Below are 24,999 nucleotides of genomic sequence, written 5' to 3' on the forward strand. Positions count from 1 at the left end.
CAATATCGAAAAAACTTTCTGCACATATCGTCAGAAAGTTTTTTCTTTCTAAGTACCTTTTTAAATCAGATCAAGATCAAACGCCTATGTATACAATAAAAATCATCCCCAAAACATTACACTTCAAGCAGCCTGCCGGAACATCTAGAGGAGTTTATCATACACGTAAAGTATGGTATGTACTGCTCACTGACACCCAAACAGGAAAATATGGCGTAGGAGAATGTGCACCACTTCCAGCATTAAGTTGTGACGACTTACCAGACTATAGTGAAATTCTGGCTTATCACTGCCATCAGACAGAGTTAAATGGCTATCTTGATTACGAAGCCCTTCGCCCTTATCCATCTATGCTGTTTGGATTAGAGACCGCATTTGCTCACCTGAAAGCTGGCAATTTACAGTTTTGGGACACTCCTTTCTCAAAGGGAGAAAAAGAAATACCCATCAATGGACTCATATGGATGGGAAATTTCGATGAAATGTATTCCCGCATAGAAGAAAAAATGAAATTGGGCTTCAGATGTATTAAAGTCAAAATCGGCGCAATCGATTTCAATAAAGAACTTGAACTACTGGAGCATATAAGACAGCATTTCTCTCCCGAGCAGATAGAACTACGTGTGGATGCCAATGGGGCGTTCTCTCCCGCTGATGCCCCTTTCAAATTGGAAAGCTTACATGCATTCCACATACACTCCATCGAACAACCTATTCGTGCAGGTCAATGGAAAGAAATGGCAACACTATGCCAACAATCTCCTTTTCCAATAGCTCTGGATGAAGAACTTATAGGCATAAACACTATTGCACGCAAAATAGAATTACTCGAAACAATCCGACCACAATATATCATATTAAAACCCTCTCTTCATGGAGGAATACAAGGGGCTACTGAATGGATAAAACTAGCCAAGGAACGGGGAATTGGTTCATGGGTTACTTCAGCACTTGAATCTAACATCGGACTAAATGCCATCGCACAATGGTGTGCAACATTAAGTCCGGATATACCTCAAGGATTAGGAACTGGTATGCTTTTCACTGATAATATCGATTATCCGCTTCATATACAAGGAGATTGGTTATGGTTTCATCCAGAAGAAAAAGAACCAGACTTCAACAAATTCCTATTATGACATTGCCCATGACAACATTTATCACTCAAAGAGCTCAACAAACTATTACCATTAATGGTGAACGTTATACCGCTTCGGAAGCAAAGATTTCTGCTTCTGACGGAAAAAGCCTTCTACAGAAAAAATTCTATGACCTATATGGAAAGGATAGTTTCTATTCTTCCCTTGCTGATTTTCTGGCAGAATGGTTTGACGACAGCAACACGCTAAAAGTTCATACATCTGGCTCAACAGGACAGCCTAAAGAGCTTTGGGTAGAGAAAAGAAAAATGATGAATAGTGCCATACTAACAATTTCTTTCCTCAAACTACATCAAGGCGATAGTGCTATGCTCTGCATGCCTTTACAATACATAGCAGGGAAAATGGTTGTGGTACGTTCACTCGTAGCGGGATTAAATCTCATTCCCATTCCTCCATGCGGTCATCCGATGCAAAACATAGAAACTCCTCCGGTATTTTCTGCCATGATTCCCATGCAAGTATTCAATTCGCTACAAGTTCCGTCTGAACGAAAGTTACTCATGCAGATACAACATCTTATTATTGGTGGAGGAGCTATAGATGATGCACTTGGAAAAGCTCTGCAAGAGTTTCCTCACGCAGTATGGAGCACATACGGAATGACAGAAACACTTTCACACATTGCCCTACGCCGACTGAATGGAAGTGACCACTCAGATTGGTACACTCCATTTGATAATGTCAGCCTCAGCTTATCAGAAGAAAATACATTGATAATTCATGCACCTTCAGTATGTTCAGAACTTTTGAGAACCAATGATATTGCAGAATTTAATCAACACGGACTATTTCGTATTTTAGGAAGAAAAGATAACACAATCAATACAGGAGGAGTTAAAGTACAAATCGAGCAAGTAGAAAAAGAACTCAAGCCCTTACTCGATTGTCCATTTATGATAACCTCCGTACCTGATCCTAAATTTGGAGAGCGGATAGTTTTATTAATAGAAGCGGTTCATATAAACCACGAACAAATAAACGAATCCATAAAAAAACTTCCTCCTTATCGGCGTCCAAAGCAAATCATACGAATAGATACACTCCCGTTAACTGATACAGGTAAGCCTAGTAGAGCTGTTGCACGACAAATAGCCTCAAATTATATAGATAAAACATAGGAGAAGAATATTTAAATGGTTACCTTTGCTTAAAAAGGAATACCCTAACAACTAATATTTATGGAAGACACTTCATTTTTGGCACCACTGTTATTAACTATTGGTGGACTTGTTATCGGAGCTTTACTAAAGTCATTATTACGGCACACACGTATTCCATATACAGTAGGACTATTTGCCGTCGGACTGTTAGTAGGTTTATTAAATCGTTATGGAATTTTTAATTTTTGGAGTGATCTGTCAGAAGGTGTAAACTCTGTAGCCAATATCAACCCTGATTTAATACTCTACTTATTTCTCCCCATTTTAATCTTTGATGCAGCTTATGAACTCAACCTGCATATATTCAAAAAGACATTAGCAAATGCAACTCTACTTGCCGTCCCGGGGCTGATCATTTGTATGCTTCTTACCGGTACATTATTAATAGGAATCGCCCATATTGTTCCTGGATTTGAATCGTGGACATGGGGACTTGCGCTTATGTTCGGAGCTTTAATTAGTGCTACCGACCCGGTTGCAGTCGTTGCTTTACTTCATGAATTAAAGACCAGTAAACGATTCTCTACACTTGTTGACGCAGAATCACTTCTAAATGATGGCACAGGTATCGTATGTTTCATGCTGTTTTTCGGAACTTATGCAGCAACGGGAGGAAGTTCCTCCTCACCAGTAATGGAATTTATACAAGTAGTAAGTATTAGTACACTATTGGGGTTCCTACTGGCACGCCTTGTTATTTGGTTTATTACCCGAATAAACTCAGAAGAAATGATCCAAAACAGTGCTGTGATCCTCTCAGCTTATCTCACCTTTATTGTTTCTCAATATTATTTGGGAGTTTCAGGAGTCATAGCCCTGCTGGTTTTTGGATTAACTGTCACTTACGTAGGTAAGCCAAGATTAAAACCCCAAGTTAATAATTTCATGGAACATTTCTGGGAGCTCCTTACCTATATCGCAAACACACTGATTTTTATTTTGGTAGGAATTGTAATTGCCCAGAAAGTCAATTTTACATGGGGAGCACTAGGAATTCTAATACTGATTTACATTTGCCTCAACTTATTCCGCTTCGCCATGATAATGTTACTATATCCACTTATGAAAAGAATGGGATATGGATTAAGTAAACGTGAGTCCGTTATATTGACATGGGGAGGATTACGTGGAGCATTAGGTATGACACTGGCTTTAATGGTATCTTATACCCCTGCTATACCTGAAGAGGTACGCAGCCAAGTATTATTTTTCACAGCCGGAATAGTCACATTAACACTTTGCGTAAATGCTACTACGACACGATGGTTGCTGAATAAATTAGGATTAATCAATATACCCTCGGCACGCATTATATTAGAAAATAAAATCCAGCAAACCATTCGTGAAAATTCAGAAAAATATCTGGAACGTTTAGAAAAGCGTGATGCTTTGGAGGGTACCAATTGGGAAAAAGTCAGACACTATATTTTTCCAAAGCCGCAGGAAGTTACTCATACAGCAGGAACTCATGCCATGCTTACAGAAGTTCGCTTACGTGTACTAGATAGAGAAAAGGCTCTCTGCCATCAACTCTATGATGAAGGCATTATATCGCAAAGTACTTTCCGCAGATTAATGAACTCATTAGACGAACTATACGATCATGACGGAACATATCCATTAGACAATCGCCTTTCAATATTTCGTTTCTGCAACCGGACTGCTTTACTGAACAGTTTAAGAAAAGAGCCCTACCTACACAACCTGATGAGCTTCTATTTCCGTAAACGCATCGCACTAATTTACGACTTGGGAAGAGGATTTATCATTCTACAGAAAGAAGATTTGAAATTCTTGGATGAATTAAAGAACTCAGACTTACTCAATGAGCAATCGATTGTAAACACGCTAAAAGAAGAAATAAACCTGAACATAAAAGCTATGAGTGAACTTATAGACAGTTTAGCTATAAACTTCCCCAGAGCTTACAAACATGCTTTAACGTTAAAGTCGATTCGCATGTTATTAAGTAACGAGCGCAGAACAATCAAGCAAATGGAATCAAATGGTGTCATTTCAGAGAAAGATGCTGAAGGATTATTGGAAAAAGTAGACGAACGAACAGACGAGCTGAATACTTTCAGATATACCATACCTGGAACTATTTTACGGAGGTTGTTTAGAAAGTCTTCAAAAGAATTATAATATCAGAACCAGATGAAAACAGTCAGGCTTATCACTTGCGACAGCTCGTTTCAAGCAAGGCTTATTTTAGGAGCTTTAGAAAACGAAGGTATTGCTGGCATATTACATAATGAAAATAGCTCAAACATACTAAAAGGCTATATCAATAATATTGGCGTAGATATTTTTGTGTATGAAGATGAATACGAAAAAGCTCTGAAAGTACTTGAACAAAATGAGATAATAGCAAAACAAATGAAATATTGTCCATATTGCCACTCCGACAATATTGAATATGCCCTGAAAAAAGAGAAAAAAATACGTGCACTCTTTGCGACATTTTTATCTCTGCTTACAGCAACTCCCCTTAAAACAGAACATTGGGAATACATTTGTAAGCAATGTGGGAAACATTTTGAAAATCCAGTTGCATAAAAATGAACGCTTCCTGATGACTTTTATAAAAATCATCAGGAAGCGTTCATTCACTATAGTGCACACGAGTTTCCTTCACAATAGTCCTTACTTATTTCCCCTTGATACTCCGGATGACGCTGCAACCATATTACAGCGTACGAACAAGTAGCGATGGGCTTCAGGGCATTTTCAAGAGCAAAATCATAAGCGGCTTTCACCAAAGCAGATGCAATTCCTCTCCCCCCTATCTCTGACGGAACAATGGTATGACGAATATCCAAACCATTATCATGAATACTATAAGCTACATGAGCTTTATATCCATCAACTTCTATCTCAAATCTTCTTTGTTCTGCATTATGTTTTATATCCATATTACTAAAGTTTAAAGATTTATATATCTGAAGCAATATACAAAATTAAAGAATATTAAAAAAAGAATCAATGAATCTTATTTCAAAAAAATACATGAAATTTGCAGAAATAAAATTCATATAACGATATGGAAAAAGAAAGTCTTATAAAAAGATATTTAGTATTCATCGCAGGTCTGTATTTTTTAGCAATGGGTATATCATTAATTGTTCATTCCAGCTTAGGAACTACACCCATTTCAAGTATGAACTATGTATTAAGCATCAACACATCATTATCCCTCGGTACATGGACATTTATTGTAAATCTGCTCATGATTATCATCCAACTATGGCTGGCAAGCGGCAAATATGGGACACGTAAGGATACCATAGAAATTTTATTGCAGATACCTTTTTCTTTTATATTTTCTGCTTTTATCGATTTAAACATGATACTCATCCGCAATCTTGTTCCAAGTAACTATGGTATGGCTGTAGGAATTCTACTGGCAGGATGCATCATTCAATCCATAGGCGTAGTGTTAGAAATCAAACCTAAAGCAGCAATGATGAGCGCTGAAGGACTTGTGAAATATATAGCCCGACGCTGTAATAAAAAATTCGGTAATGTAAAAGTTTATGTAGATATTACACTGGTTAGTCTGGCCATTCTTATATCACTGGCTTTCACCATGCGTATAGAAGGAGTTCGAGAAGGCTCAGTCATAGCAGCTTGTATCACCGGATATATTGTTAACTTTCTGAATTATAAAGTCATGACAAGAAAAACATTATACCGCATCATACCCATAAAACATGAATAAAAGCTCAAAAGAAAAAATTTTAATCAATAATCTCCATTAACTAGAATTCTTATCCATGAACTATCAATTTGAAATCTGTGCCAACTCTGTAGAAAGTTGTCTTGCTGCCCAAGCAGGAGGAGCACATCGAGTAGAATTATGTGCTGGCATCCCCGAAGGAGGTACTACTCCTTCATTAGGTGAAATCCTAACTGCCCGTCGTATGCTTCAAATCAAACTACATGTCATTATACGTCCACGCGGAGGAGATTTTTTATATTCTCCCCTCGAACTGGAAATTATGGAAGAAGATATAAAATTAGCCAGAAAAGCGGGCGTGGATGGCATAGTAATAGGATGTCTTACCCCTGAAGGTGAGATTGATTTACCAGCCATGAAACGCCTCAGAACAGCAGCAGGTGATTGTTCCGTAACATTTCATCGAGCTTTCGACAGATGCAAAGATCCTTTTAAAGCACTTGATGAAATAGCTGAATTGGACATCCATCGTATTTTGACTTCAGGACAGCAACCTACCGCCCCTGAAGGAAGTGGTTTAATAAGAAAACTTGTAGACTATTCAAACGGTAGAATCAGCCTGATGGCAGGATGTGGAGTAAATGAAAACAATATCCGCCAATTAGCAGCAGAAAGCGGTGCCAGTGAATTCCACTTTTCTGCACGGGAAAAGATAAAAAGTGCCATGCGCTTTTCGAATCCGGAAGTAAAGATGGGAAGTGATTCTATTAATGAATACACACGCGAAATCACAACAGCCCAACGAGTAAAACGAACAATTGATGCACTTACCAGTCTATAATAAAAAATCCTCGGCTCTTTGAACCGAGGATTTTTTATTATACAGATTCTTTCATTTATTCATCCCATACCAAATAAGCAGAAACCAACCAATGATTCAGTTCTTCTCCATTTCCTGGTTGTGCATCGGGTATACTTACAGTAAAAGTATGTTTACCAGCCTGTAGTTCTTTCAAAGGAATTTCCTCTGGAACAACGTCCGACCCAGGACACCAGTTCGAACGAGATAAATCAGAAGATGCTAAAGGTTCCTCTACCATTTTTGTCTTATATCCATCTTCACTAATATAAGCAGCAAGACGTTCTATAAGCCATACTCCCGTAGCTGGGTTAAAACGACGGAATGAAGCACAATCATCTCTCCATGGGATAAAACTATATACTTCTTTTCCATCTACCGAAAGAATATTCTTCTTTTGGACAAACTCATCACCCCCGCTATGACCGCCATGACCAGTTACAATATATTTCAGACGTACATTCTTCGCATTTTTAGGAAGAACAAAATCAGCAGAAACAGATTTACGTGCAAAAATATCCGGATACGACTGTCCAATATAATATACCGTATTCATCAACGGTTCTACATGACGACGTATTAGTTTTTCACATGCAATCGGAGTTTCCTTAATATTCAGTTCCATACTGGCAATATATCCTTCTGCTGTCCAAGTATCAATAAAAATACCAACATACACTTCACCTTTAAGCGCAGCATACAAGTCGGTAATATCCTGTTCCCACTGTACGCACTTCTCCCATTTAGGGATATATACAGGACGACGTTTGCTAGATAAAGAATCATCATTTTCACTATAATGTCCTACTCCAAACGGTGTCATAAAGCGCATCAATTCGATGGTAGGCAAATAGTTTTTTCCAGGTATTATACCAACCATATTTTCTAATTTCAGACTATCAACCTCAGGAAATTTATTTTTCCCTTGTGCTATACTCAACAAATTGACAGCCGAATTCTTAGGTAAAACAAAACAAGATCCAGATTTATCCCATCTGTCCCCATTCGATGCTACCGTAACCTTCAAACTAACTGTCACGTCTCTTTGATAATCAGGTATCTGGATTTTCTTCAAAATAATACGCCCATTCACTAAATGAATAATGCCATCACTATCTGCTTCCGAAAAGCTTGGATATGTATTAGGCAAAAAACGCACATTCGCATTATCAAATACCTGTAGGCTTAAGTTACCTTTAGCTGGCAGCTCCTTATGACTGGCTGCATTTACTGTTAATGTAAACAGCAGAGAAAAAAGAATAAAGATTGTTCTCATGTCTATGTTAAATTCTAATGCTTTCAGATTAATAAAATTCGAGTTCTTATAAATCAAAGAACTCGAATTTTTTATTTATTCTTGTACGGTAATTGGTTCGCAAGTAAATTTGCTAAGATTGTCTACTACATAGCGTACATTTTCTTCCGGTACACTGATAGCGATACGAAAACTATGAGTAGTAGCCTCTACTGAAATATCTGTACCTGCCGGTAGAGTATTCAGTTCAGCAGCTGTCAGGCAGAAGCTTTCTTTTTCGCGCAAGTATCTTTTTTCTTTTGAATAAAAATCTTGCTGTGCATAAAACATTGCCCACAATAATTTGTATGCGGCCATATTATAAGGATATTTAAACGTATCAGTACCCTGTCCTATAACTTTATCTGAAAGATACAAGAATCCCCATCTGTCAGGCATATGCATATCAATTTTACCAGTTGGCATCCATACCCAGTTTTCTTCACGCTGTCCCGGTTTCAGCCACTGCACACGTGAAAAATTAATACGCCAATATTTTCCAGCTTCTCCAGGATTAGAGAAATTTACAGTCAATGCTTTATGAGGAATAGCCATCTCTACAGTCCATTGTTTGTCTTTATCTTTCGAGTTATTCAATGTCCCGTCACGATGTACAGCCAGTTGAAGTCCCGGACAATCCCACTGAATCATGAAATTTCCTCCAGAACGATAAGGCTTATCCAACATCAAATCAAATATAACAGCTTTTGCATTAGTTTCTATTTCAAAGTAATTCTGCCCGTCACAATCCGGATCGAGAAAAACTTCAAAATCATTGTCATGGTAAATAATTGTATCTCGCTGATTCAGCTTCGCCTTAATATCATCTTCCTGCAACGTAGCAGCAACATAAAGATACTTATCATCCCACAGCATTTTAGCAGAAGTATCATAACACGGCTTAGCAAGTCCTTCTCCACTTATATCTACAAAAGAAGAAGTGGGCTGTGCCTTCTGCCAGTCAGCTTCATTCAGTTTTCCATCTACCTTAATTTTTCCATCTACGCGATAACATACATACCCTGCGGGCAAAGTTAGCATACGCTTATACTTCGAATACAAATTTTGCGCCAGAAGTTGTCCTCCCATAGCCAACGCAAGCACACTACATACTAGTTGTTTTCTCATGGTTATTTTTATTAATTACTTTCAATTACTTGACCTGCTCCTCGATATAACTTAACCGGACCATCCAACAATACAGCAATTACCGTTATCTGTGGATCCAGTACGTGTTCTGGTACATCAATATATAAATTGCCAGGAACCTCGCTCCAGTAATTTTTGTTATACACTTTATAAGACAACATGGAGCCATTACCGACAACCCACACTCTATTAACTTTATTCATCAATCCCTTTACTTCGATAGGTCCATTAGGCTTATATGGTAAATAAAGATACAAGATATCTCCACCTTTATTTAAAGTTGTATATCCTTGGAAGTGCTCTGTCGGAATACCAGCACGAGTATCGTAAATAGCTTCTTTATGTTTTTTAGTCCAACGACCAAATTCTTTTAAAATAGCGACCTGCTCTTCAGGAATTGTACCATCTTCCTTCGGTCCAATATCAAGCAGCAGATTTCCACCCATACTCAGACAATCGACAAATGTACGCAATAGGATAAAAGGTGACTTATAGTTTGTATCTGTATGCTGATATCCCCAAGAATCATTCATAGTCATACAGAGCTCCCAATACTTATCTTCAGGACGAACAATAGGAACTCCCTGCTCGGGTGTAGCATAATCACCATATCCCTGAATACGCGAATTTATAATTACATTCTTATTATCAGATCTCAACAAATCAACGATACCTTTAGAGTTCCAAGCTTCTGCTGTTTGTTCCCAGTCTCCATCAAACCAATACAAATCAGGCTTCCAGGTTTTATTCAATTCACTCAGCTGTGCCATATTGAAATCTACAAAACGCTGCCACCTTACAGAATCATCTTTATAACGAACCTCTGTACGTGTCATATTTGGATAATCAGGATGCGACCAGTCCAGCAATGAATAGTAAAATCCCAGCTTCAATCCCTGCTTACGAACTTCCTTCACAAAAGGACTTATTAAATCACGTTTAGCTGGTGTACACTTTACAGTACTGAGTTCTCCCGCCTTTGTATCCCACAAAGCCATTCCATCATGATGCTTGGTTGTAATAACTGTATAGCGTGCACCACTCTCTTTTATTAAGTCAACCCATGCTTTAGGATCATATTTCGAAGCTGTAAATCCATCTTTCTGACTCATGTACTCCTCATAAGGCAGATACTTATTGAAGAAAGACCAACTTTCAGAAACTCCTTTTACAGAATAAATACCCCAATGGATGAAAATACCTAACTTGGCATTTGCAAACCACTCCATTCTTTTTTCTTTCTGTGTATCCTGTTGGTCCTTAGGTTGTGTTTGACTCATCACAGGAGCAACAATTACACTAATAGAAAATAGTGCTGCAAATAATCGTTTACTCATTCTTATATATGATTAAAATTCATTATAGCTAATGTGACATACTCACTCCAACGAAGAAAGTACATCTTATACATTATAAAAACTTATTTCCTTAAATAAACAAAAATAGCCCAACAACCATTCTAGGGCAGACAAAGTATCTGCTAACAGGCTGTCAGGCTATTTTATTAATTATAATTATTTCTGATTACTTCCTAATGACCACCACAATGGAATCATAGTAGTATTATTACCACCCAATAATTCCAACGCGTGATTATATTCTGCTTCATTAGCATTATTAAGTGTCGTAGGATATCTCATACGTTGTGGATAATACTGCCATTTTTGTCCAGAAGTCCATGAGTCTGGCTTCCATTCAGTCATATCTGTACCAGTCATCATTTTTTCGTTTGCCGGAATATCAAAGAACGGTAAACCAACACGTCGATAATCAGACCAACATTCTTGTACTAGATATGGCAATTGAGCTATATATTTTTGGGTAAATATTTTAGACAAATGATCATTTAATTGACCGCCATATAATGTACGAGAACCATCAGGATATTGATATTGTACAGTCGCATTTTTATTCGTATAGCCATCAATATACTGCATAGTTTCAGCAGAAGCTGGAGTTGTATGAGTGTATGCAACAGAAGTTCCAATACGATTATAAGTTTCAGATTTAATATAATCTTCGTAATATTCAGAAACGCCAAAATGTATAAAGCTTAACTCAATAGCTTTATTATAGGCTTCTTCAGCTGTAATACCTTTCACATCTCCAGAAGTAATCCATTGGCGTTCCAAAGCTTCTGCAATAAGAAAATATGTTTCCCATGGACCAAAATAAACCATTTTTTCCTCTGCATTTCTTGCCTGAGAACCCAAAATTGGATAATTATTCAAACGTGCACTACTACTATTAGCCAATTCATTTTTGGACATAGAGGGAGAAAAACTTGTTGTTGTTCCTGCAGGTATACCATTCCAACAATATGTACCATCTATCTTAATTGTATCTTTATCATTTTCAAAAGATATTAATCCAAAAGTCCCTTTCAGTTTCTTTACCTCTGTACCGATATCAATCATATTATCAGCTTTTGAATCATAGGGCAGATAATACAACTTTAATGCACGAGGATCCAAATTTTCAGGAAGACCATCTAACCAATATCCCTTAGTTGGATTATCAGTATTCTGCACAAAATGTTTTTCAAAACGCTTTCCTAAATAATTCGCAGGTTTAATATATTTAGAATCAATATCAGGACGCTGAGTTTGAATAGAAATACCTCCCAAATTAGTCATCAAGTTAGCTAAAGTTCCTGACAAACAATGTTGATTATAAGATCTTGTATATGGTCCTGAGTAATCATCCCATCCATTATTTTGTACAATTTCCATAATATCAACATCTTCACTGATAGTCTTACTCAAATCAGAAACTGCATCCTTAAATTGTGCTATAGCCTTATTGTACATTTCAGAATCTTTATCTTTCAGATTACTTAAACGCATAGCCAAACGCATACGCAATGAATTTGCATATTTAACCCATTTTTTTGCATCATAACCAAAATAAGGATCACATTTAGCTTGATCTTCAGTTGGTTCAACTGTTATATCAATAGCTTTAACCGCATCCGATAATTCATCTAAAATATAATTGTATGTTTCCTTCTCACTACTATATACAGGGTTAAGTCCACCTGTTAAATCCTGAGGCAAAGCACAAGGACCAAAACAATCTGTAAACTGTCCTAACAAATATGCACGCCAAATACGAGCAAACTGCTTCATATTTGGATAAAACTTTTGATCGGCTATCTCAATTGTAGGACTTTCTGCAATTTGAACAGCTAATGTTGCATTATTAATAGAATAAGCAATTGCAGGATAGTAAAAGGAACTAATATAATCATCATCATAGTTACCTATAGACAAATGTTTTTTTTCTGTGATGAAACGCGCTCCTTCACCCCAATTATAGACATACACACGTTCACCTGTACTAGGATCCATTTGAATCTTGCTGAACGATTGATTCAATGCATAATACGATTTCACAGATCCTAATTCTGTCTTAGAGGGATCTGTATTCACCTCATCAAAGTCAGAACATGAAGTTAACCCCAAACTAATCAGGCCTAACCCCCAAAATAAATTATTAATCGTTTTCATGTAATATCCTTTTTTTGATTAGAAACCTAGAGTTACGTTAAACAAATAAGAACGTGATGTAGGAGAAGCGCAGTTCTCAAAACCAGTTGCATTTGTATTAGTAATAAATACAGCTTCTGGATCAATTCCATTCATATCACTATAAATCATCCATACATTATTAATGGAGAATCCCAATTTTAACTGTTGGAAAATAGTTTTCTTCAACATAGACGACGGGAAAGAATAATTCAAAGCAATATTACGCAAACGAATATTTGTTGCATCATAAATATTCGCTTCTCCAATACCAGTATTACCAGTACCTATAGCTTGCCAATAATCTTGTTGAGAAACTTTTATTGTACTAGGCGCATAGCTACCATCTTGTTGACGAATAACACCATCTACAACAAAATCTTCACGCATTCCACCAGGGGCTGTACATTCTGCACGACCAGCAATTTGTAATGCATAATTAGTATAAGAATAAATATCACCACCTAATCTACCATCAATTTGGAAGCTCAATGCAAAATTCTTATATCTAAAACTATTATTCCAACCTAACATGCAGTCTGCTTGTTGATCACCAATCTTTTCCGAAACACCTGTTGATTGAGGTAATCCCGCTTCATTCAATAAAAGTTTTCCATAATAAGGACTATTTTCATCTGTCACACGCATGAACTTAGTACCCCAAATTTCTCCATAGTTACCACCTTGAACCGCATAAACTTTCAATTCAGCAGCACCACCTAATTCATATTTATTAACTCCAGGAGCTAATTCAAGTACTTTATTATTATTCTTAGAAAAGTTTAACTGAGTATCCCAACTAAAATCTTTCGTTTCAATTGGCCGAGCATTAATCATCAATTCAACACCTGTATTTTGAATATTACCTGCATTAATTTTACGAGCCTTATACCCAGACATATAATCCATAGGTATATCCATTAGTTGGCGTTTTGCATTTGATTTATACCAAGCAAAATCAAAACCTAAACGGTTATTAAAGAACTTCAATTCAACTCCAGCCTCCCAAGAAGAAATCAACTCACTACGAACTGTTGAATCATAATAAGTTTCAAGAGGCTTACCGGTAGTATTACCATTAGGATCTGAAAATATCTCATAATAATTATATAATTGATATGCATCCATATCATTACCTACCTGAGCAAAAGAAGCACGAACTTTAGCATATGTAAACCATGAAGGCATCATCTTACCTATTTTACCAACCATATCACTAATGATCCAAGAGGCAGAGATTGATGGATAAAAGAATGAACGATTTTCTTTACTTAAAGCTGAAGACCAATCATTTCTGAATGTTGCATCCAAAAATATCCAACCATCATAATTTATACCCAAAGTACCATATAATGAATTAATTTTCTTATGGTTATAAGTTTCCTTGAAATTACGATCATTTTTACTACTATTTAATAAATTAAATAGATTCGGCACAGTAAGCTTTGTCGCATCACCTTTCAGACCTGTAGACTTTCTCTCCATAAGATTACCACCAAAGGTCATTGTTCCACCAAACTTATTAATCAAATGATCTTTTTGAGCACTGATCAAAAAACTAAAGTTATTTTCGTAAAACTTCTTTTCTTCTAAACTATATTGACTATTTCCATTATTACGGTTACTTCCAGCATATAGTTTATTATTACTTTCGGTATTATACATATCGCTACCCGCCTTAATTTCAGCATTCAACCAGTCCGTAAACTTATACTTTAAAGATGCATTCATCAAGAAACGGTTACGTGTATCATGATTTGTATTATATAATTCCGCCCAATAAGGGTTCATACCGCTATTATTGTACCAATTAATTTTACCCTCATCTGTTAAAGGATTACTATAATCACGAATATCCATAGAAGAAGGTAATTGATAAATAGTACGGAACATATTTTGATCATTCGAACCTGTCATCGGACGATTATCTGCATTTGTATTAATATACTGAACCTTAGCATCCAAACTCCAACGATCATCTTTACCAAAAGTATAAAAGGCACGTAAAGTTAAGTTAGTACGATCCAAAGTTGCTCCTGGAATCTTACTAGAATCATCCATACGATTCAAAGAAGCATAAATTGAAGTTTTATCATACTGTTGAGAGAAAGAAATACTTTCAGTCAGATTTGTTCCTGTTTTAAAGAAAGAATCCACATTATCATAATACTGCATAATGCGCTTTTGTCCATTAAAAGTATACTCAGTTCCCATAGCAGGTCCCCAGCTATTAGAGGTTTCAGCATTGTACGAACCATTATCACCTTGTCCAAATGCCTTTTGCATCTTAGGATTCATAAAAATAGTTTCCGCTGAAACAGAACCAGAAATAGTAATACCTAATCCTTCACGTTTTGTTCCTTTTTTAGTCGTAATCAAGATAACACCATTACCTGCGCGAGATCCATAGAGAGCAGCAGCTGAAGCACCTTTCAATACAGACATAGATTCTATATCTTCCGGATTGATATCGGAAAGACCATTACCCATATCCAATGAAGGATTATAAAAATCAGCATTATCAGCACCGGTAAAATTATCCATCGGAACACCGTCTACAACAATCAGCGGCTGGTTTGTACCTGTAACTGAATTTGCTCCACGCAACTGGATCTTAGAAGATCCACCAGGACCATTACTAGAACGAATAACCTGTACACCTGAAATTTTACCAGACAACGCATTAGCAAGATTTGTTTCACGAGCTTCAACCAAAGACTCACCCTTCACTTCTTGTATTGCATAACCCAAAGCTTTCTTTTCGCGTTTGATACCCAAAGCTGTTACTACAACTTCCTGAAGAACTTCCGTATCATCAGACATTTTTATAGTCCCGAAATCCGGAGTAGCTGTCAACTGTTGAGTTTTATAACCGATATAAGAAATCTCCAATGTAGCGCCAGAAGCTACCTGAAGAGTAAATTTACCATCTATATCGGTTATCGTACCATTAGTTGTGCCAACTTCAAGAATACTTACACCAATCAACGGCTCACCTTGAGCATCGACAATTGTACCTTGAGTGGTAATTTTAGCTGATTGCTGTGAAATAGATGCATCCAATGATTTTTCTGGAGCAGCCCATACAGTTCCCCAGCCGGAAACCATCAGCAATAAAAACATTTGTGAAAACCTACTAATTCTCATAGATTTAACATTTAATAATTATATAATTAGAAACTTGTAGTTAAAAGGTCATTCATAAAGAATAAATAAAAAACAAACAAAACATATCATTTTTTCAATTAAAATGACAATAAAATTTCATAATATTAGATTCCTTTTTATATATAGTAACATTCTTGTGGACAAAGATAATTATATTTTAAAATTTTTTATTAGCAACTATATAAAATATTTAGCCACTTAAACATTATTAACAATACTAACTAATTCCCTAATACCACTATCATTATCAGTTATTTTACAAGAAGATAATCATAGTATTTATATATACTTCACTACTTATTTAGTTTCCATAGAGATACAAAATTTCATATAGCAATATTATGGCAAAAAAATTCTTACAGAATATAAGTGTGCCACATTCCATGTCACTTATATATAATATAAAAGAAATTCAAAAAAACAGAAAGCCGATATAAGTATTATCTTATACCGGCTTTCTATAAAAATATTTTTAATTACTAATCTTACTCTGTTTCATCCAGGCTATCAATAATTTTCAGCAAACGCTCACCTAATCCAATTGTGTAACCATGTGATGTAAATACAATTCTATTAAAAGTATCACCTATTATAAATATAGGTAATTGAGTATTTGCTTCAAGTTCTAATGCTTCAAGGAGTTTTTTCTGAATAGAGCTATCTTGATCAATACCAAACACAACATGTTCAGGAAGTCCTAGAGCAGGTGCAGTCTGATACTTTTCATAAGCAGCACGAGTTGGGAACAAAAGAATCATTTTTCGTCCACAAGCATCAAATTCCTTTGCCTTGACAGCAATATCCTTCAATGTGTGATCCGTAGGTTCCTGTCCTACGCCTAAGATAGCAAGTACAAATAATCCACGTCCTGAAGTTTTCAGCACTGTAGTTTCTTGACCTGTGGCAGCATCTATAAACTTAGATTCAGAGTCAAAGTTACCAATCACCTTCACAGCTTCAGTATTATCACGCACAAGCAATTTTTCATTTGTCAGCTCATCTTTGCGAACATTGAAAAAAGAAACCTGCCCTAATACACCACCATCTGCCAGACGGCTTCCAGAAACCATTATATAATATCCTTCATCCAAAGAAGATGGTTCTTTAAACAAAGCACTCCATTTTGCAAAGTCAGGATAATTCAATAATGTAAATCCTACTCCATCAAATTTTGAGAGAGTAAAGTGACGAAGGTATTCCGGATCATTCAGCTGCGGTACAGGTGAATATGCTAATTGCAATTTACCTGTTTCAGAGACTCCAGATACTCCACTTTCAAAATCCAGCTGGATATCTGAACCATTATTTCTATAGAATACATTTCCTGTAACTCCATCTATCCATGCTGGAATGCCTAACGAGCGTGCAACTGCAACAAAGAATATATCACGTGACACACGGTCGGCAATACGACTACGCCAAACTCCTTCGGGTGAAATAAAAGTTCCAACACAACACAACTCATCTCGAAGTGTAATATTCTTACGACACCATTCTGCCAAATTATTCGGATTTGCACGGAACATTTTGGCATCTTTTTTCGAAATCTCTTTCTGGAAGAAAGAACGATATGGAGTCAACATTTCGCCAGCTATACGCGGAGCTAATACTTTATCCGCATCCAAAGCCAGATCTGTATTATATAAGTGATCATCCAATATACTCTTAGGAGTATCACGTAAATCCTTATCTGAAAGCGTTGCTAACAATTGAAGTGCACGTGTGGCATAATTTTTTTTGGCAGCCTCACGCAAAAAAGCCATTATATCACCATAATTACCTCTTGAAGCAACAATATATTTATTGACATCCGCAGCCTTATACCCAGTTTCTGATGCAAATTGTTCGATAGCTGAAGCATTTGGGAAAGATGCAACATAAGCATTTCTAATAGAATCTTCGCGATTGAAACGAATATCATTTTTAGCGCGCTGCTCAGGAGTAACTTCCGGTATGTTCGGTTTTACGGGAGGAGGTACTAGATCTATAGGAAACGAAAACTCTTCACCTATACGGTGGCTAAGTTCTATAGCAACCTCACGTTCTTTTCCAAATGTTACTTTCTTAATACCAAACTGGTCACCTTTCGTTACGAGCACCATCATGTCTCCCAGACCAGCAGACAAGCTAGCCTTACCATCCTTCTCTGTTGTACGAGTATGAACAGTAAAGAATTCTGCATAATTATAGACCTTAAACTGTACACATGCACCTTCTACAGGTTTCTGTCGGTTATCAACAACCGTCACAGTAAGAGGAGCAAACTTAGCATAATTTCCTATAATATTAATCTCCGTATAATTCGCTGTACGGCGCATAACATCTTCTGGACCCTGATAATAGCCAAATACTTTTGTATGCATTAGCATACCACGACTGGCAGGAGCATTAAACCATCCCAAATCGAGAACAGGCTCAGGTTCGCAAGCTCCCAAGAAATGCCATTCACCATCAACCCATGCTTCTACCCATGCATGATTATCATCCGTATGAGCCCAGCGAGGAGTATAAACCTGACGGGCAGGAATGCCTACAGAACGAAGAGCAGCAACAAGAAAAGTAGATTCCTCACCACAACGTCCGTAAGCTGTCTTCACTGTAGCCAATGGCGCACTCGTACGAGCATCAGCCGGTTGGTAATTTACTTTTTCATGACACCAATGATTTACTTCAAGCACAGCATCATGCATAGAAAGCCCTTTTAAACGGGGCATCAGTTCATCATGAAAAATCATGCGTGCACGATCCAGATTTTCATTATTTATTCGTACCGGCAAGACAAAGTGAGAAAAGATATCATCGGGTATTGTTTTACCCCATGTCGTTTCTTTTCGCGTAGACAATGAGCTACGTACATTTTCCAAATAAAAATCACCGGAATAATCTGTTATATCTCCGACTGACATATAAGCATAAAAGAAAGTAAGTGCATCACGTTCTTCTTGTGTAAGCTGTTGTCGGAAAACACTAAACAAATCACCAGTCGGCAGTGCTTCTTTCTTTTTTTGGAAATCGGCATTCACGCGATCCATTGAAAGATTTTGCGCAGTAATGGAACAGACTGACAAAAACAGCCCTGCAATCATCATTAGAGATCTCTTCATAGTATAAAATAATTAATAATATTATGCTACAAAGATATATTTTTAAAAATTAACACACAATATAAACCAAAATATTTCTAATTCTTAATGAATCCAATCTTAATTATATAAATATCTATCTAACTAGATATGAAACAAAAAAATCGGCATAATCCATTGAAGGATTATACCGATTTCATTTATTATTTAGTCAATATATTGCTTAACTTCCTCAAAATCAACGTGATATATCTATCAGCGACTTGCGTACATGTGTTGCAAATATAACGCAAACCCGAAAATAAGCATCCATAAGCAACCACAGCTCTTGCTTGCAAAATTACGATTTTTATTCATAAATAAAGAGATGTAAACGCATAAAAATCAAAAGAAAGCGATGTTTTTAACAGATTCTTCGGTTTTATCCTTACCTTTGTGTATGATATTGGGATGTTATACCCAAACAACAATAAGAAAACGATGCAGATACATAACAATACATTGATAGCGGAATGCTCGGCTTACGATTTCAAGGAAATGTTGGAGCGTAAGAAAGTAAAGTCATGGCTTAAATCCGTGTCGGCATTTGCCAATACGGACGGTGGCAGTTTGTTCTATGGAGTGAATGATGACGGCGTAATTGTAGGGTTGGAGAATCCACAAGCCGATGCTGATTTTATCAGTGAAATGATAAAGGCACGACTTGACCCTGTGCCGGAAGTTCAACTTATTCCGATAGAACATGAAGGACATACCCTGCTTGAAGTGAAAGTAAAGGCAGGAACGCTTACACCTTATTACTATTATCAGGACGGAACACGTACTGCATATGTACGGGTTGGCAATGAAAGCGTGGAGTGTAATTCACAACAACTTCTTTCGTTGGTATTGAAAGGTACACACATGACATGGGATTCTCTTCCTACACAAGTGGATGCCAGCAAGCACTCATTTATTATTCTCGCCAATACTTTCCGTGAGCAAACCCATCAGGAATGGAACGATAAGTATTTGGAATCATTCGGACTTGTCACATCTGACGGGAAACTGACCAATGCCGGATTGTTGTTTGTGGACAATTGCACCGTATTCCAATCACGTATTTTCTGCACCCGTTGGACGGGGCTCTATAAAGACGATGCCATCAGTTCCGTAGAGCATCGGGCAAATCTCGTATTGCTTCTGAAATATGGCATGGACTTCATCAAGAACTATACCATGAGCGGGTGGGTCAAGATGCCGAACTATCGCCTGAATCTCCCCGACTATTCCGACCGTGCTATTTTTGAAGGATTGGTAAACCATCTTATCCATCGGGATTATACCGTGATGGGCGGTGAAGTACATATTGACATCTATGATGACCGAGTTGAATTGGTATCACCAGGTGCAATGCTTGATGGCACACAAATCCAAGACCGAGACATATACAAAGTACCGTCCATGCGCCGGAATCCTGTTATAGCGGATATGTTTACTCAATTGGACTATATGGAGAAACGTGGTTCGGGCTTAAGGAAAATGCGGGAACTTACGGAGAAACTACCTAATTTCATGCCGGGCAAAGAACCACAATATCAAACGGAAGCAATTTCTTTCTATACCACATTCTATAATTTGAATTGGGGAGAGAACGGAAGGATACCTATAGAGGAAGTCGCCAACAGAGTAAATAGTAGCCTCGAAAAGTACTCTATCGATGAAGAATCTTCGGTGAAAACTTTCGGTGATTTACAGAAATCTTCGGTGAAAACCTTCGGTGATTTGCAAAATTCTTCGGTGAAACAAAAGCGATTGGGACGGACTGCACAAAGCATTCTTGACCTTGTAATATCAGATGGTTCTATATCTCAAGATAAGATGGCGGAAAAAATAGGAGTCAGTAAACGAGCCATTGAAATGCAGATTGCAAATCTAAAAGCCAAAGGATTGCTTGTCAGAGAGGGAGCAGATCATGGTGGCTATTGGCGTATTGTAATTAATCCTAAAGCAGAAGAATAGAACTATGGGAATATATCTTATACCACTCTGTGTTATAGTTGCCATTTTGGTAATCGCCTTTTTGTTTGCTTCTTTACAGCAAGTAAAACATAAAACTCGATATATAGTGCTTTATGTAATAGCCATCATCATGCTATTTGCCGTTATTCCTATCAATGAATATTTGACTAAGTTTACGCAAATTTCAAGTGAAGAATACCTGCTTATTTTAATATTCGATATTGCGGTGGGATATTTTTGTATGTACATTGCCGGTTTGCTGAAATTCAATCTTCTTAAACAAAAAAATCAAGCATTAGAAAATGCCTTGACAGAAAAGCAACAAAAAAATGTAGATGCTCTATTAAAGCATCAAAATGAAAAGCAAAAAAAACTTCTCAAAGGAGAACTTGAATGGTTAACAGAAAAAATCAAAGTATTTACTGAGGAAGAGCAGAAAGCTATTCTTGCCTGTGCCTGCGCATTTGCAGAACATGACTTGATAATCGCTCCATCAATAGCTATTCAGCAAAAAGAGACGTGTAGTCAGCAAGACCTTATGTATTTTGTTTGTTCTGCTTTTTTCAATATGGGAAAGAAGCGTAATGATATTGTAAGTTTCTTATATAAAGTTTTTCCTATCTATTTTCCTGCCGGAGAAAGTGTATTGGCTAAAAAAATGCCGGGACAGGAAAGGGTAAAAGAAAGAAGAGATAAAGAAAAACAATCCACATGAACCAAAAGTATTATTGAAGTATATTCCAATATAAAGTCGTTTTTCGACATATATTTGTCAGATAATCATTATAATCAGAATAGATTTTCGATTATAATGATTATCTTTGTTTTTGAAAACATATTATGTAATGTATGAACAAAGATATTAATCGCTTGAAAGTGGTTCTAGCAGAAAAGAAACGCACCAATAAATGGTTGGCAGAACAACTGGGTAAAGATCCGGGAACTGTTTCGAAATGGTGTACCAACACTATGCAGCCCAATCTAGAGACATTAGCGAAAATTGCAAAAATTCTTGAAGTAGATATCAGGGATTTGTTATGGCCTATAAAAGACTAGAGTAACACTAAAATCAAAAATGATTTATAATAGTATATGAAACCTATAATAAAATATAGAGGTGGAAAATCGAAAGAAATTCCACAAATAATACAATATATGCCACAATTTGATGGAAGGTACATAGAACCTTTTTTGGGTGGTGGTGCTATGTTCTTCCATCTGGAGCCAAATAATGCTATAATTAATGATATTAATGTACGCTTGATAAACTTTTATAGAAGTGTGCAACAAGATTTTATGCAATTAAGTATGGAATTGGCTGAGTTAGAGAATATTTACAGCAACAATCGGTTGGAATTTGATAAATTAAAGAAACTTCATCCAGAAGATAGAATACCAGATGAGAATGAGACTTTATATTATCAATTAAGGGATATGTATAATGGCTTAATACCTTCGACTTATTCAGATGCTGCTTTATATTACTTTATTAATAAAACAGCTTTTTCTGGAATGATTCGTTTTAACGCAAAAGGAGAATACAATGTTCCTTATGGTAGGTACAAAAATCTTAATACAAAAATTATTACTGAAGCACATCATGCTTTACTGGTAAATACCGAGATTCATAATACAGATTATAGTGATATATTTAATTTAGTAAATCCTGACGATTTTGTGTTTTTGGATCCACCATATGATTGTATTTTTTCAGACTACGGAAATATACAATATCAAGATGGGTTTAACGAAGAAAACCACAGACGGTTAGCTGAGGATTTCTATAATTTAGGATGCAGATCACTTATGGTAATAGGTGATACTCCGTTAATTCGAGATTTATATGGAAATAATATCATAGCAGAGTATGATAAAAATTATTCCGTGAATATTAGAAATAGATTTCAGGCGGAGGCTACACATTTAATAATAACAAATTACGAATTATAATAAAATGGACTCTATTACACGTATTAAAGAATTTATAAAGAGTAATTTTCCTGATTGGGAAAAAATCAGTTTTTCTGAATTCCAAGAAAACATTGATTTTAGAGATGATTTGAGTGAATTATACAAAATAAATCATGAGGAAATAATATTAATATCATATACCAATATTAGTATTACTGGAACTGATCGACCCAAACCCCAACTTAGAGTTTTTCTTGATGAATATAAGAAGCCTTTCCATTTTGCAAAAGAACATCAATTACGCTACTATCTATTTTCAATTTTTACAAAGGATGATAATATGGCAAGGGGATTGAACAATTTCAATCCCAAAGAATATATTATCTCCATAGAAACAAATCTTGATACTGAGGGGTCTAGAAGAGATTTAAGAAGTATTTACGATTATGCAAATGAGAAATTGGGCAAAAGAAAATTTCTTAAATGTTCTCGTACCAACTATAAGGCCGACATAAACCAAGCATCATTTATTTATATAGGTACTCCTAGTAATCCCGACAAAACGACTTTTGAAAATTTTATCAACATTTTTGATTCAAGACCATACCAAAACTCAACTAATAATGTTAGTAAACAAATGGTCAATGAATTAAAAATAAGTTCAGAATATATAAAATATACCGATATCATTACTGCAGCTAAAACTAAACCGTTTCTTTTGCTAGCTGGTATTTCCGGGACAGGGAAAAGCCGGATTGTGCGCGAATTTGCCTTTAAGTCATGTCCAAAATACTTGCAAGACAAGGCTGGCACAACGCCTGGCAACTATTGTATGATTGAGGTAAAACCCAATTGGCATGACTCAACAGAATTGTTGGGATATTACAGCCGATTAGGGAAGGGTGGTTATCAGTTCACTAAGTTCGTCAAGTTCTTGGTAAAGGCCAAGATGTTCCCTACCGTTCCATTCTTTGTTTGTCTTGATGAAATGAATCTGGCGCCTGTAGAACAATACTTTGCAGAGATTTTGAGTATATTGGAAACTCGCAAGCATCCAAAGAATGAAGAAACTGGCGAGGTTGATATGACCATGGTTAAAACAGAGCCAATAATTGATACACTGTATTTCCGTGAATTGTCAGAGATACCCCACACAAGGAATGCACAAACGGGAGAGCTTTTCAGCAGCAATTTGACCGACAGGGAGATCTACCTTAAACTCTTTAATATTAAAACCGAAAGTGATATTAATGAAGAGGTCGGCAAACGTACAGACCTGACGACCGAAGGACTAACCCTTCCTGACAATGTAGTAATTATTGGTACAGTCAATATGGATGATACCACGCATCAGTTCTCTCGTAAAGTGATTGACCGTGCTATGACCATAGAAATGAATGGAGGTAATCTACGCAATATGTTCGGTGGTAGCAAAAACTTGGAGTACTTGTCTGGCGAAGAGCAACAAAAATGGCAGAATGCTTTCGCTCGTCGAAATGTCACTGCCGACGAGGTTCTAGAGGCACATTCAGATGTCGCAGCAGAATTAGTAGAAAAACTTCCATCACAGTTGGAGGAAATCAACAAGGCATTGAAAGGCACTCCTTTTGAGGTTAGTTATCGTGTGCTGAACGAACTGACCATTATGGTTGGTGTGATGCTCGATGAAGGCAAGGAACTGGATGATGCCATTACACAATCTGTAAATAACATTCTGTTAATGAAGATTCTTCCACGCATTGAGGGCGATGCAGAGATGTTTGCGTTGTCAAGAGAATATAAAAGTAAAGTTGATGTACCTTATGACAATCGTTTAGAATGGCTGAAAGAATTGGCTCCAGACATCAAAGAAATATCAAGCGACATTACAACATCCGAAAATGATGAGGCAGAAGAACTGACAGAAAAGGACAAGGGACATCAACAAATAGCCAAAGAGAAGATACAAGAAATGATTGACCGATTGAATAATCAAGAGTTCACTCGTTTCTGGCCATAATCATAT

At 36.6% G+C, this 24,999-nt stretch carries 17 protein-coding genes and 1 pseudogene; 11 read left to right on the forward strand and 7 right to left on the reverse strand.

Annotation, left to right across the window (positions count from 1 at the left end; all coding sequences use genetic code 11):
- The first annotated feature begins 86 nt into the window (after window positions 1-86).
- The 4 genes from menC to ACDG22_RS14080 are packed head-to-tail and all read left to right on the forward strand — an operon-like array spanning window position 87 to window position 4,882.
- Entirely contained in the window at window positions 87-1,139 is a 1,053-nt protein-coding gene (gene menC / locus ACDG22_RS14065; RefSeq protein ID WP_022126339.1) for an o-succinylbenzoate synthase, read from the forward strand.
- An 8-nt stretch (window positions 1,140-1,147) separates the two neighbouring features.
- Complete coding sequence (locus ACDG22_RS14070) at window positions 1,148-2,281, forward strand: AMP-binding protein (protein WP_270230439.1); 1,134 nt, start codon at window positions 1,148-1,150, stop codon at window positions 2,279-2,281.
- A 60-nt stretch (window positions 2,282-2,341) separates the two neighbouring features.
- Window positions 2,342-4,468 carry a cation:proton antiporter gene (locus ACDG22_RS14075; protein WP_022126337.1) on the forward strand — a complete coding sequence of 709 codons (2,127 nt, stop codon included), beginning with the start codon at window positions 2,342-2,344 and terminating at the stop codon, window positions 4,466-4,468.
- A gap of 12 nt (window positions 4,469-4,480) precedes the next feature.
- Entirely contained in the window at window positions 4,481-4,882 is a 402-nt protein-coding gene (locus tag ACDG22_RS14080; RefSeq protein WP_022126336.1) for a putative signal transducing protein, read from the forward strand.
- Between the two features lie 53 nt (window positions 4,883-4,935).
- On the opposite strand, the gene ACDG22_RS14085 is transcribed toward ACDG22_RS14080, so the two are convergent.
- Window positions 4,936-5,238, reverse strand: coding sequence for a GNAT family N-acetyltransferase (locus tag ACDG22_RS14085; RefSeq protein ID WP_022126335.1), 303 nt, complete (start codon window positions 5,236-5,238; stop codon window positions 4,936-4,938).
- Window positions 5,239-5,366: 128 nt separating this feature from the next.
- On the opposite strand from ACDG22_RS14085, the gene ACDG22_RS14090 reads away from it, so the two are divergent.
- Together ACDG22_RS14090 and ACDG22_RS14095 are read left to right on the forward strand one after the other, a co-directional pair.
- Window positions 5,367-6,044: a YczE/YyaS/YitT family protein gene (locus ACDG22_RS14090; protein ID WP_007568115.1), complete on the forward strand. Its 678-nt coding sequence runs from the start codon at window positions 5,367-5,369 to the stop codon at window positions 6,042-6,044.
- A gap of 55 nt (window positions 6,045-6,099) precedes the next feature.
- Window positions 6,100-6,843 (forward strand): copper homeostasis protein CutC, encoded by a 744-nt coding sequence (locus ACDG22_RS14095; RefSeq protein ID WP_007568113.1) that lies wholly within the window; start codon window positions 6,100-6,102, stop codon window positions 6,841-6,843.
- A 55-nt stretch (window positions 6,844-6,898) separates the two neighbouring features.
- Here ACDG22_RS14095 and ACDG22_RS14100 read toward each other — a convergent pair whose 3' ends face one another.
- The 6 genes and pseudogenes from ACDG22_RS14100 to ACDG22_RS14125 all read right to left on the reverse strand — a co-directional run bounded on the left by ACDG22_RS14100 (window position 6,899) and on the right by ACDG22_RS14125 (window position 19,103).
- Window positions 6,899-8,137, reverse strand: a complete 1,239-nt coding sequence (locus ACDG22_RS14100) for a PNGase F N-terminal domain-containing protein (RefSeq protein ID WP_040311950.1) — start codon at window positions 8,135-8,137, stop codon at window positions 6,899-6,901.
- A gap of 78 nt (window positions 8,138-8,215) precedes the next feature.
- A pseudogene (locus tag ACDG22_RS14105) lies at window positions 8,216-9,283 on the reverse strand (carbohydrate-binding family 9-like protein); the annotation flags it as partial.
- Window positions 9,284-9,294: 11 nt separating this feature from the next.
- Window positions 9,295-10,584 carry an alpha-L-fucosidase gene (locus tag ACDG22_RS14110; protein WP_370859009.1) on the reverse strand — a complete coding sequence of 430 codons (1,290 nt, stop codon included), beginning with the start codon at window positions 10,582-10,584 and terminating at the stop codon, window positions 9,295-9,297.
- A 234-nt stretch (window positions 10,585-10,818) separates the two neighbouring features.
- Window positions 10,819-12,813: a SusD/RagB family nutrient-binding outer membrane lipoprotein gene (locus ACDG22_RS14115; RefSeq protein ID WP_270230441.1), complete on the reverse strand. Its 1,995-nt coding sequence runs from the start codon at window positions 12,811-12,813 to the stop codon at window positions 10,819-10,821.
- A gap of 18 nt (window positions 12,814-12,831) precedes the next feature.
- Entirely contained in the window at window positions 12,832-15,954 is a 3,123-nt protein-coding gene (locus ACDG22_RS14120) for a SusC/RagA family TonB-linked outer membrane protein (RefSeq protein WP_370859010.1), read from the reverse strand.
- Between the two features lie 530 nt (window positions 15,955-16,484).
- On the reverse strand, window positions 16,485-19,103 hold the full coding sequence (locus tag ACDG22_RS14125; RefSeq protein ID WP_270230442.1) for a transglutaminase-like domain-containing protein: 2,619 nt from the start codon (window positions 19,101-19,103) through the stop codon (window positions 16,485-16,487).
- A 459-nt stretch (window positions 19,104-19,562) separates the two neighbouring features.
- On the opposite strand from ACDG22_RS14125, the gene ACDG22_RS14130 reads away from it, so the two are divergent.
- From ACDG22_RS14130 to ACDG22_RS14150, 5 genes are all read left to right on the forward strand, one after another.
- Window positions 19,563-21,083 (forward strand): RNA-binding domain-containing protein, encoded by a 1,521-nt coding sequence (locus ACDG22_RS14130; protein WP_370858939.1) that lies wholly within the window; start codon window positions 19,563-19,565, stop codon window positions 21,081-21,083.
- A gap of 4 nt (window positions 21,084-21,087) precedes the next feature.
- On the forward strand, window positions 21,088-21,798 hold the full coding sequence (locus ACDG22_RS14135; RefSeq protein WP_119979582.1) for a hypothetical protein: 711 nt from the start codon (window positions 21,088-21,090) through the stop codon (window positions 21,796-21,798).
- A gap of 134 nt (window positions 21,799-21,932) precedes the next feature.
- Window positions 21,933-22,139, forward strand: coding sequence for a helix-turn-helix transcriptional regulator (locus ACDG22_RS14140; RefSeq protein ID WP_007568096.1), 207 nt, complete (start codon window positions 21,933-21,935; stop codon window positions 22,137-22,139).
- A gap of 36 nt (window positions 22,140-22,175) precedes the next feature.
- Entirely contained in the window at window positions 22,176-23,033 is an 858-nt protein-coding gene (locus tag ACDG22_RS14145; RefSeq protein WP_007566667.1) for a DNA adenine methylase, read from the forward strand.
- Window positions 23,034-23,037: 4 nt separating this feature from the next.
- Window positions 23,038-24,993, forward strand: coding sequence for an McrB family protein (locus tag ACDG22_RS14150; protein ID WP_007566669.1), 1,956 nt, complete (start codon window positions 23,038-23,040; stop codon window positions 24,991-24,993).
- Window positions 24,994-24,999 lie beyond the last annotated feature (6 nt).

This window comes from Phocaeicola coprocola (assembly GCF_041333015.1).
GTDB classification, from domain to species: Bacteria; Bacteroidota; Bacteroidia; order Bacteroidales; family Bacteroidaceae; genus Phocaeicola; species Phocaeicola coprocola.

Excerpts from the sequence above, each read along its gene's own strand:
- menC (WP_022126339.1), top strand. The coding sequence starts at position 87 with ATGTATACAATAAAAATCATCCCCAAAACATTACACTTCAAGCAGCCT.
- ACDG22_RS14070 (WP_270230439.1), top strand. The coding sequence starts at position 1,148 with ATGACAACATTTATCACTCAAAGAGCTCAACAAACTATTACCATTAAT.
- ACDG22_RS14075 (WP_022126337.1), top strand. The coding sequence starts at position 2,342 with ATGGAAGACACTTCATTTTTGGCACCACTGTTATTAACTATTGGTGGA.
- ACDG22_RS14080 (WP_022126336.1), top strand. The coding sequence starts at position 4,481 with ATGAAAACAGTCAGGCTTATCACTTGCGACAGCTCGTTTCAAGCAAGG.
- ACDG22_RS14085 (WP_022126335.1), bottom strand. The coding sequence starts at position 5,238 with ATGGATATAAAACATAATGCAGAACAAAGAAGATTTGAGATAGAAGTT.
- ACDG22_RS14090 (WP_007568115.1), top strand. The coding sequence starts at position 5,367 with ATGGAAAAAGAAAGTCTTATAAAAAGATATTTAGTATTCATCGCAGGT.
- ACDG22_RS14095 (WP_007568113.1), top strand. The coding sequence starts at position 6,100 with ATGAACTATCAATTTGAAATCTGTGCCAACTCTGTAGAAAGTTGTCTT.
- ACDG22_RS14100 (WP_040311950.1), bottom strand. The coding sequence starts at position 8,137 with ATGAGAACAATCTTTATTCTTTTTTCTCTGCTGTTTACATTAACAGTA.
- ACDG22_RS14110 (WP_370859009.1), bottom strand. The coding sequence starts at position 10,584 with ATGAGTCAAACACAACCTAAGGACCAACAGGATACACAGAAAGAAAAA.
- ACDG22_RS14115 (WP_270230441.1), bottom strand. The coding sequence starts at position 12,813 with ATGAAAACGATTAATAATTTATTTTGGGGGTTAGGCCTGATTAGTTTG.
- ACDG22_RS14120 (WP_370859010.1), bottom strand. The coding sequence starts at position 15,954 with ATGTTTTTATTGCTGATGGTTTCCGGCTGGGGAACTGTATGGGCTGCT.
- ACDG22_RS14125 (WP_270230442.1), bottom strand. The coding sequence starts at position 19,103 with ATGAAGAGATCTCTAATGATGATTGCAGGGCTGTTTTTGTCAGTCTGT.
- ACDG22_RS14130 (WP_370858939.1), top strand. The coding sequence starts at position 19,563 with ATGCAGATACATAACAATACATTGATAGCGGAATGCTCGGCTTACGAT.
- ACDG22_RS14135 (WP_119979582.1), top strand. The coding sequence starts at position 21,088 with ATGGGAATATATCTTATACCACTCTGTGTTATAGTTGCCATTTTGGTA.
- ACDG22_RS14140 (WP_007568096.1), top strand. The coding sequence starts at position 21,933 with ATGAACAAAGATATTAATCGCTTGAAAGTGGTTCTAGCAGAAAAGAAA.
- ACDG22_RS14145 (WP_007566667.1), top strand. The coding sequence starts at position 22,176 with ATGAAACCTATAATAAAATATAGAGGTGGAAAATCGAAAGAAATTCCA.
- ACDG22_RS14150 (WP_007566669.1), top strand. The coding sequence starts at position 23,038 with ATGGACTCTATTACACGTATTAAAGAATTTATAAAGAGTAATTTTCCT.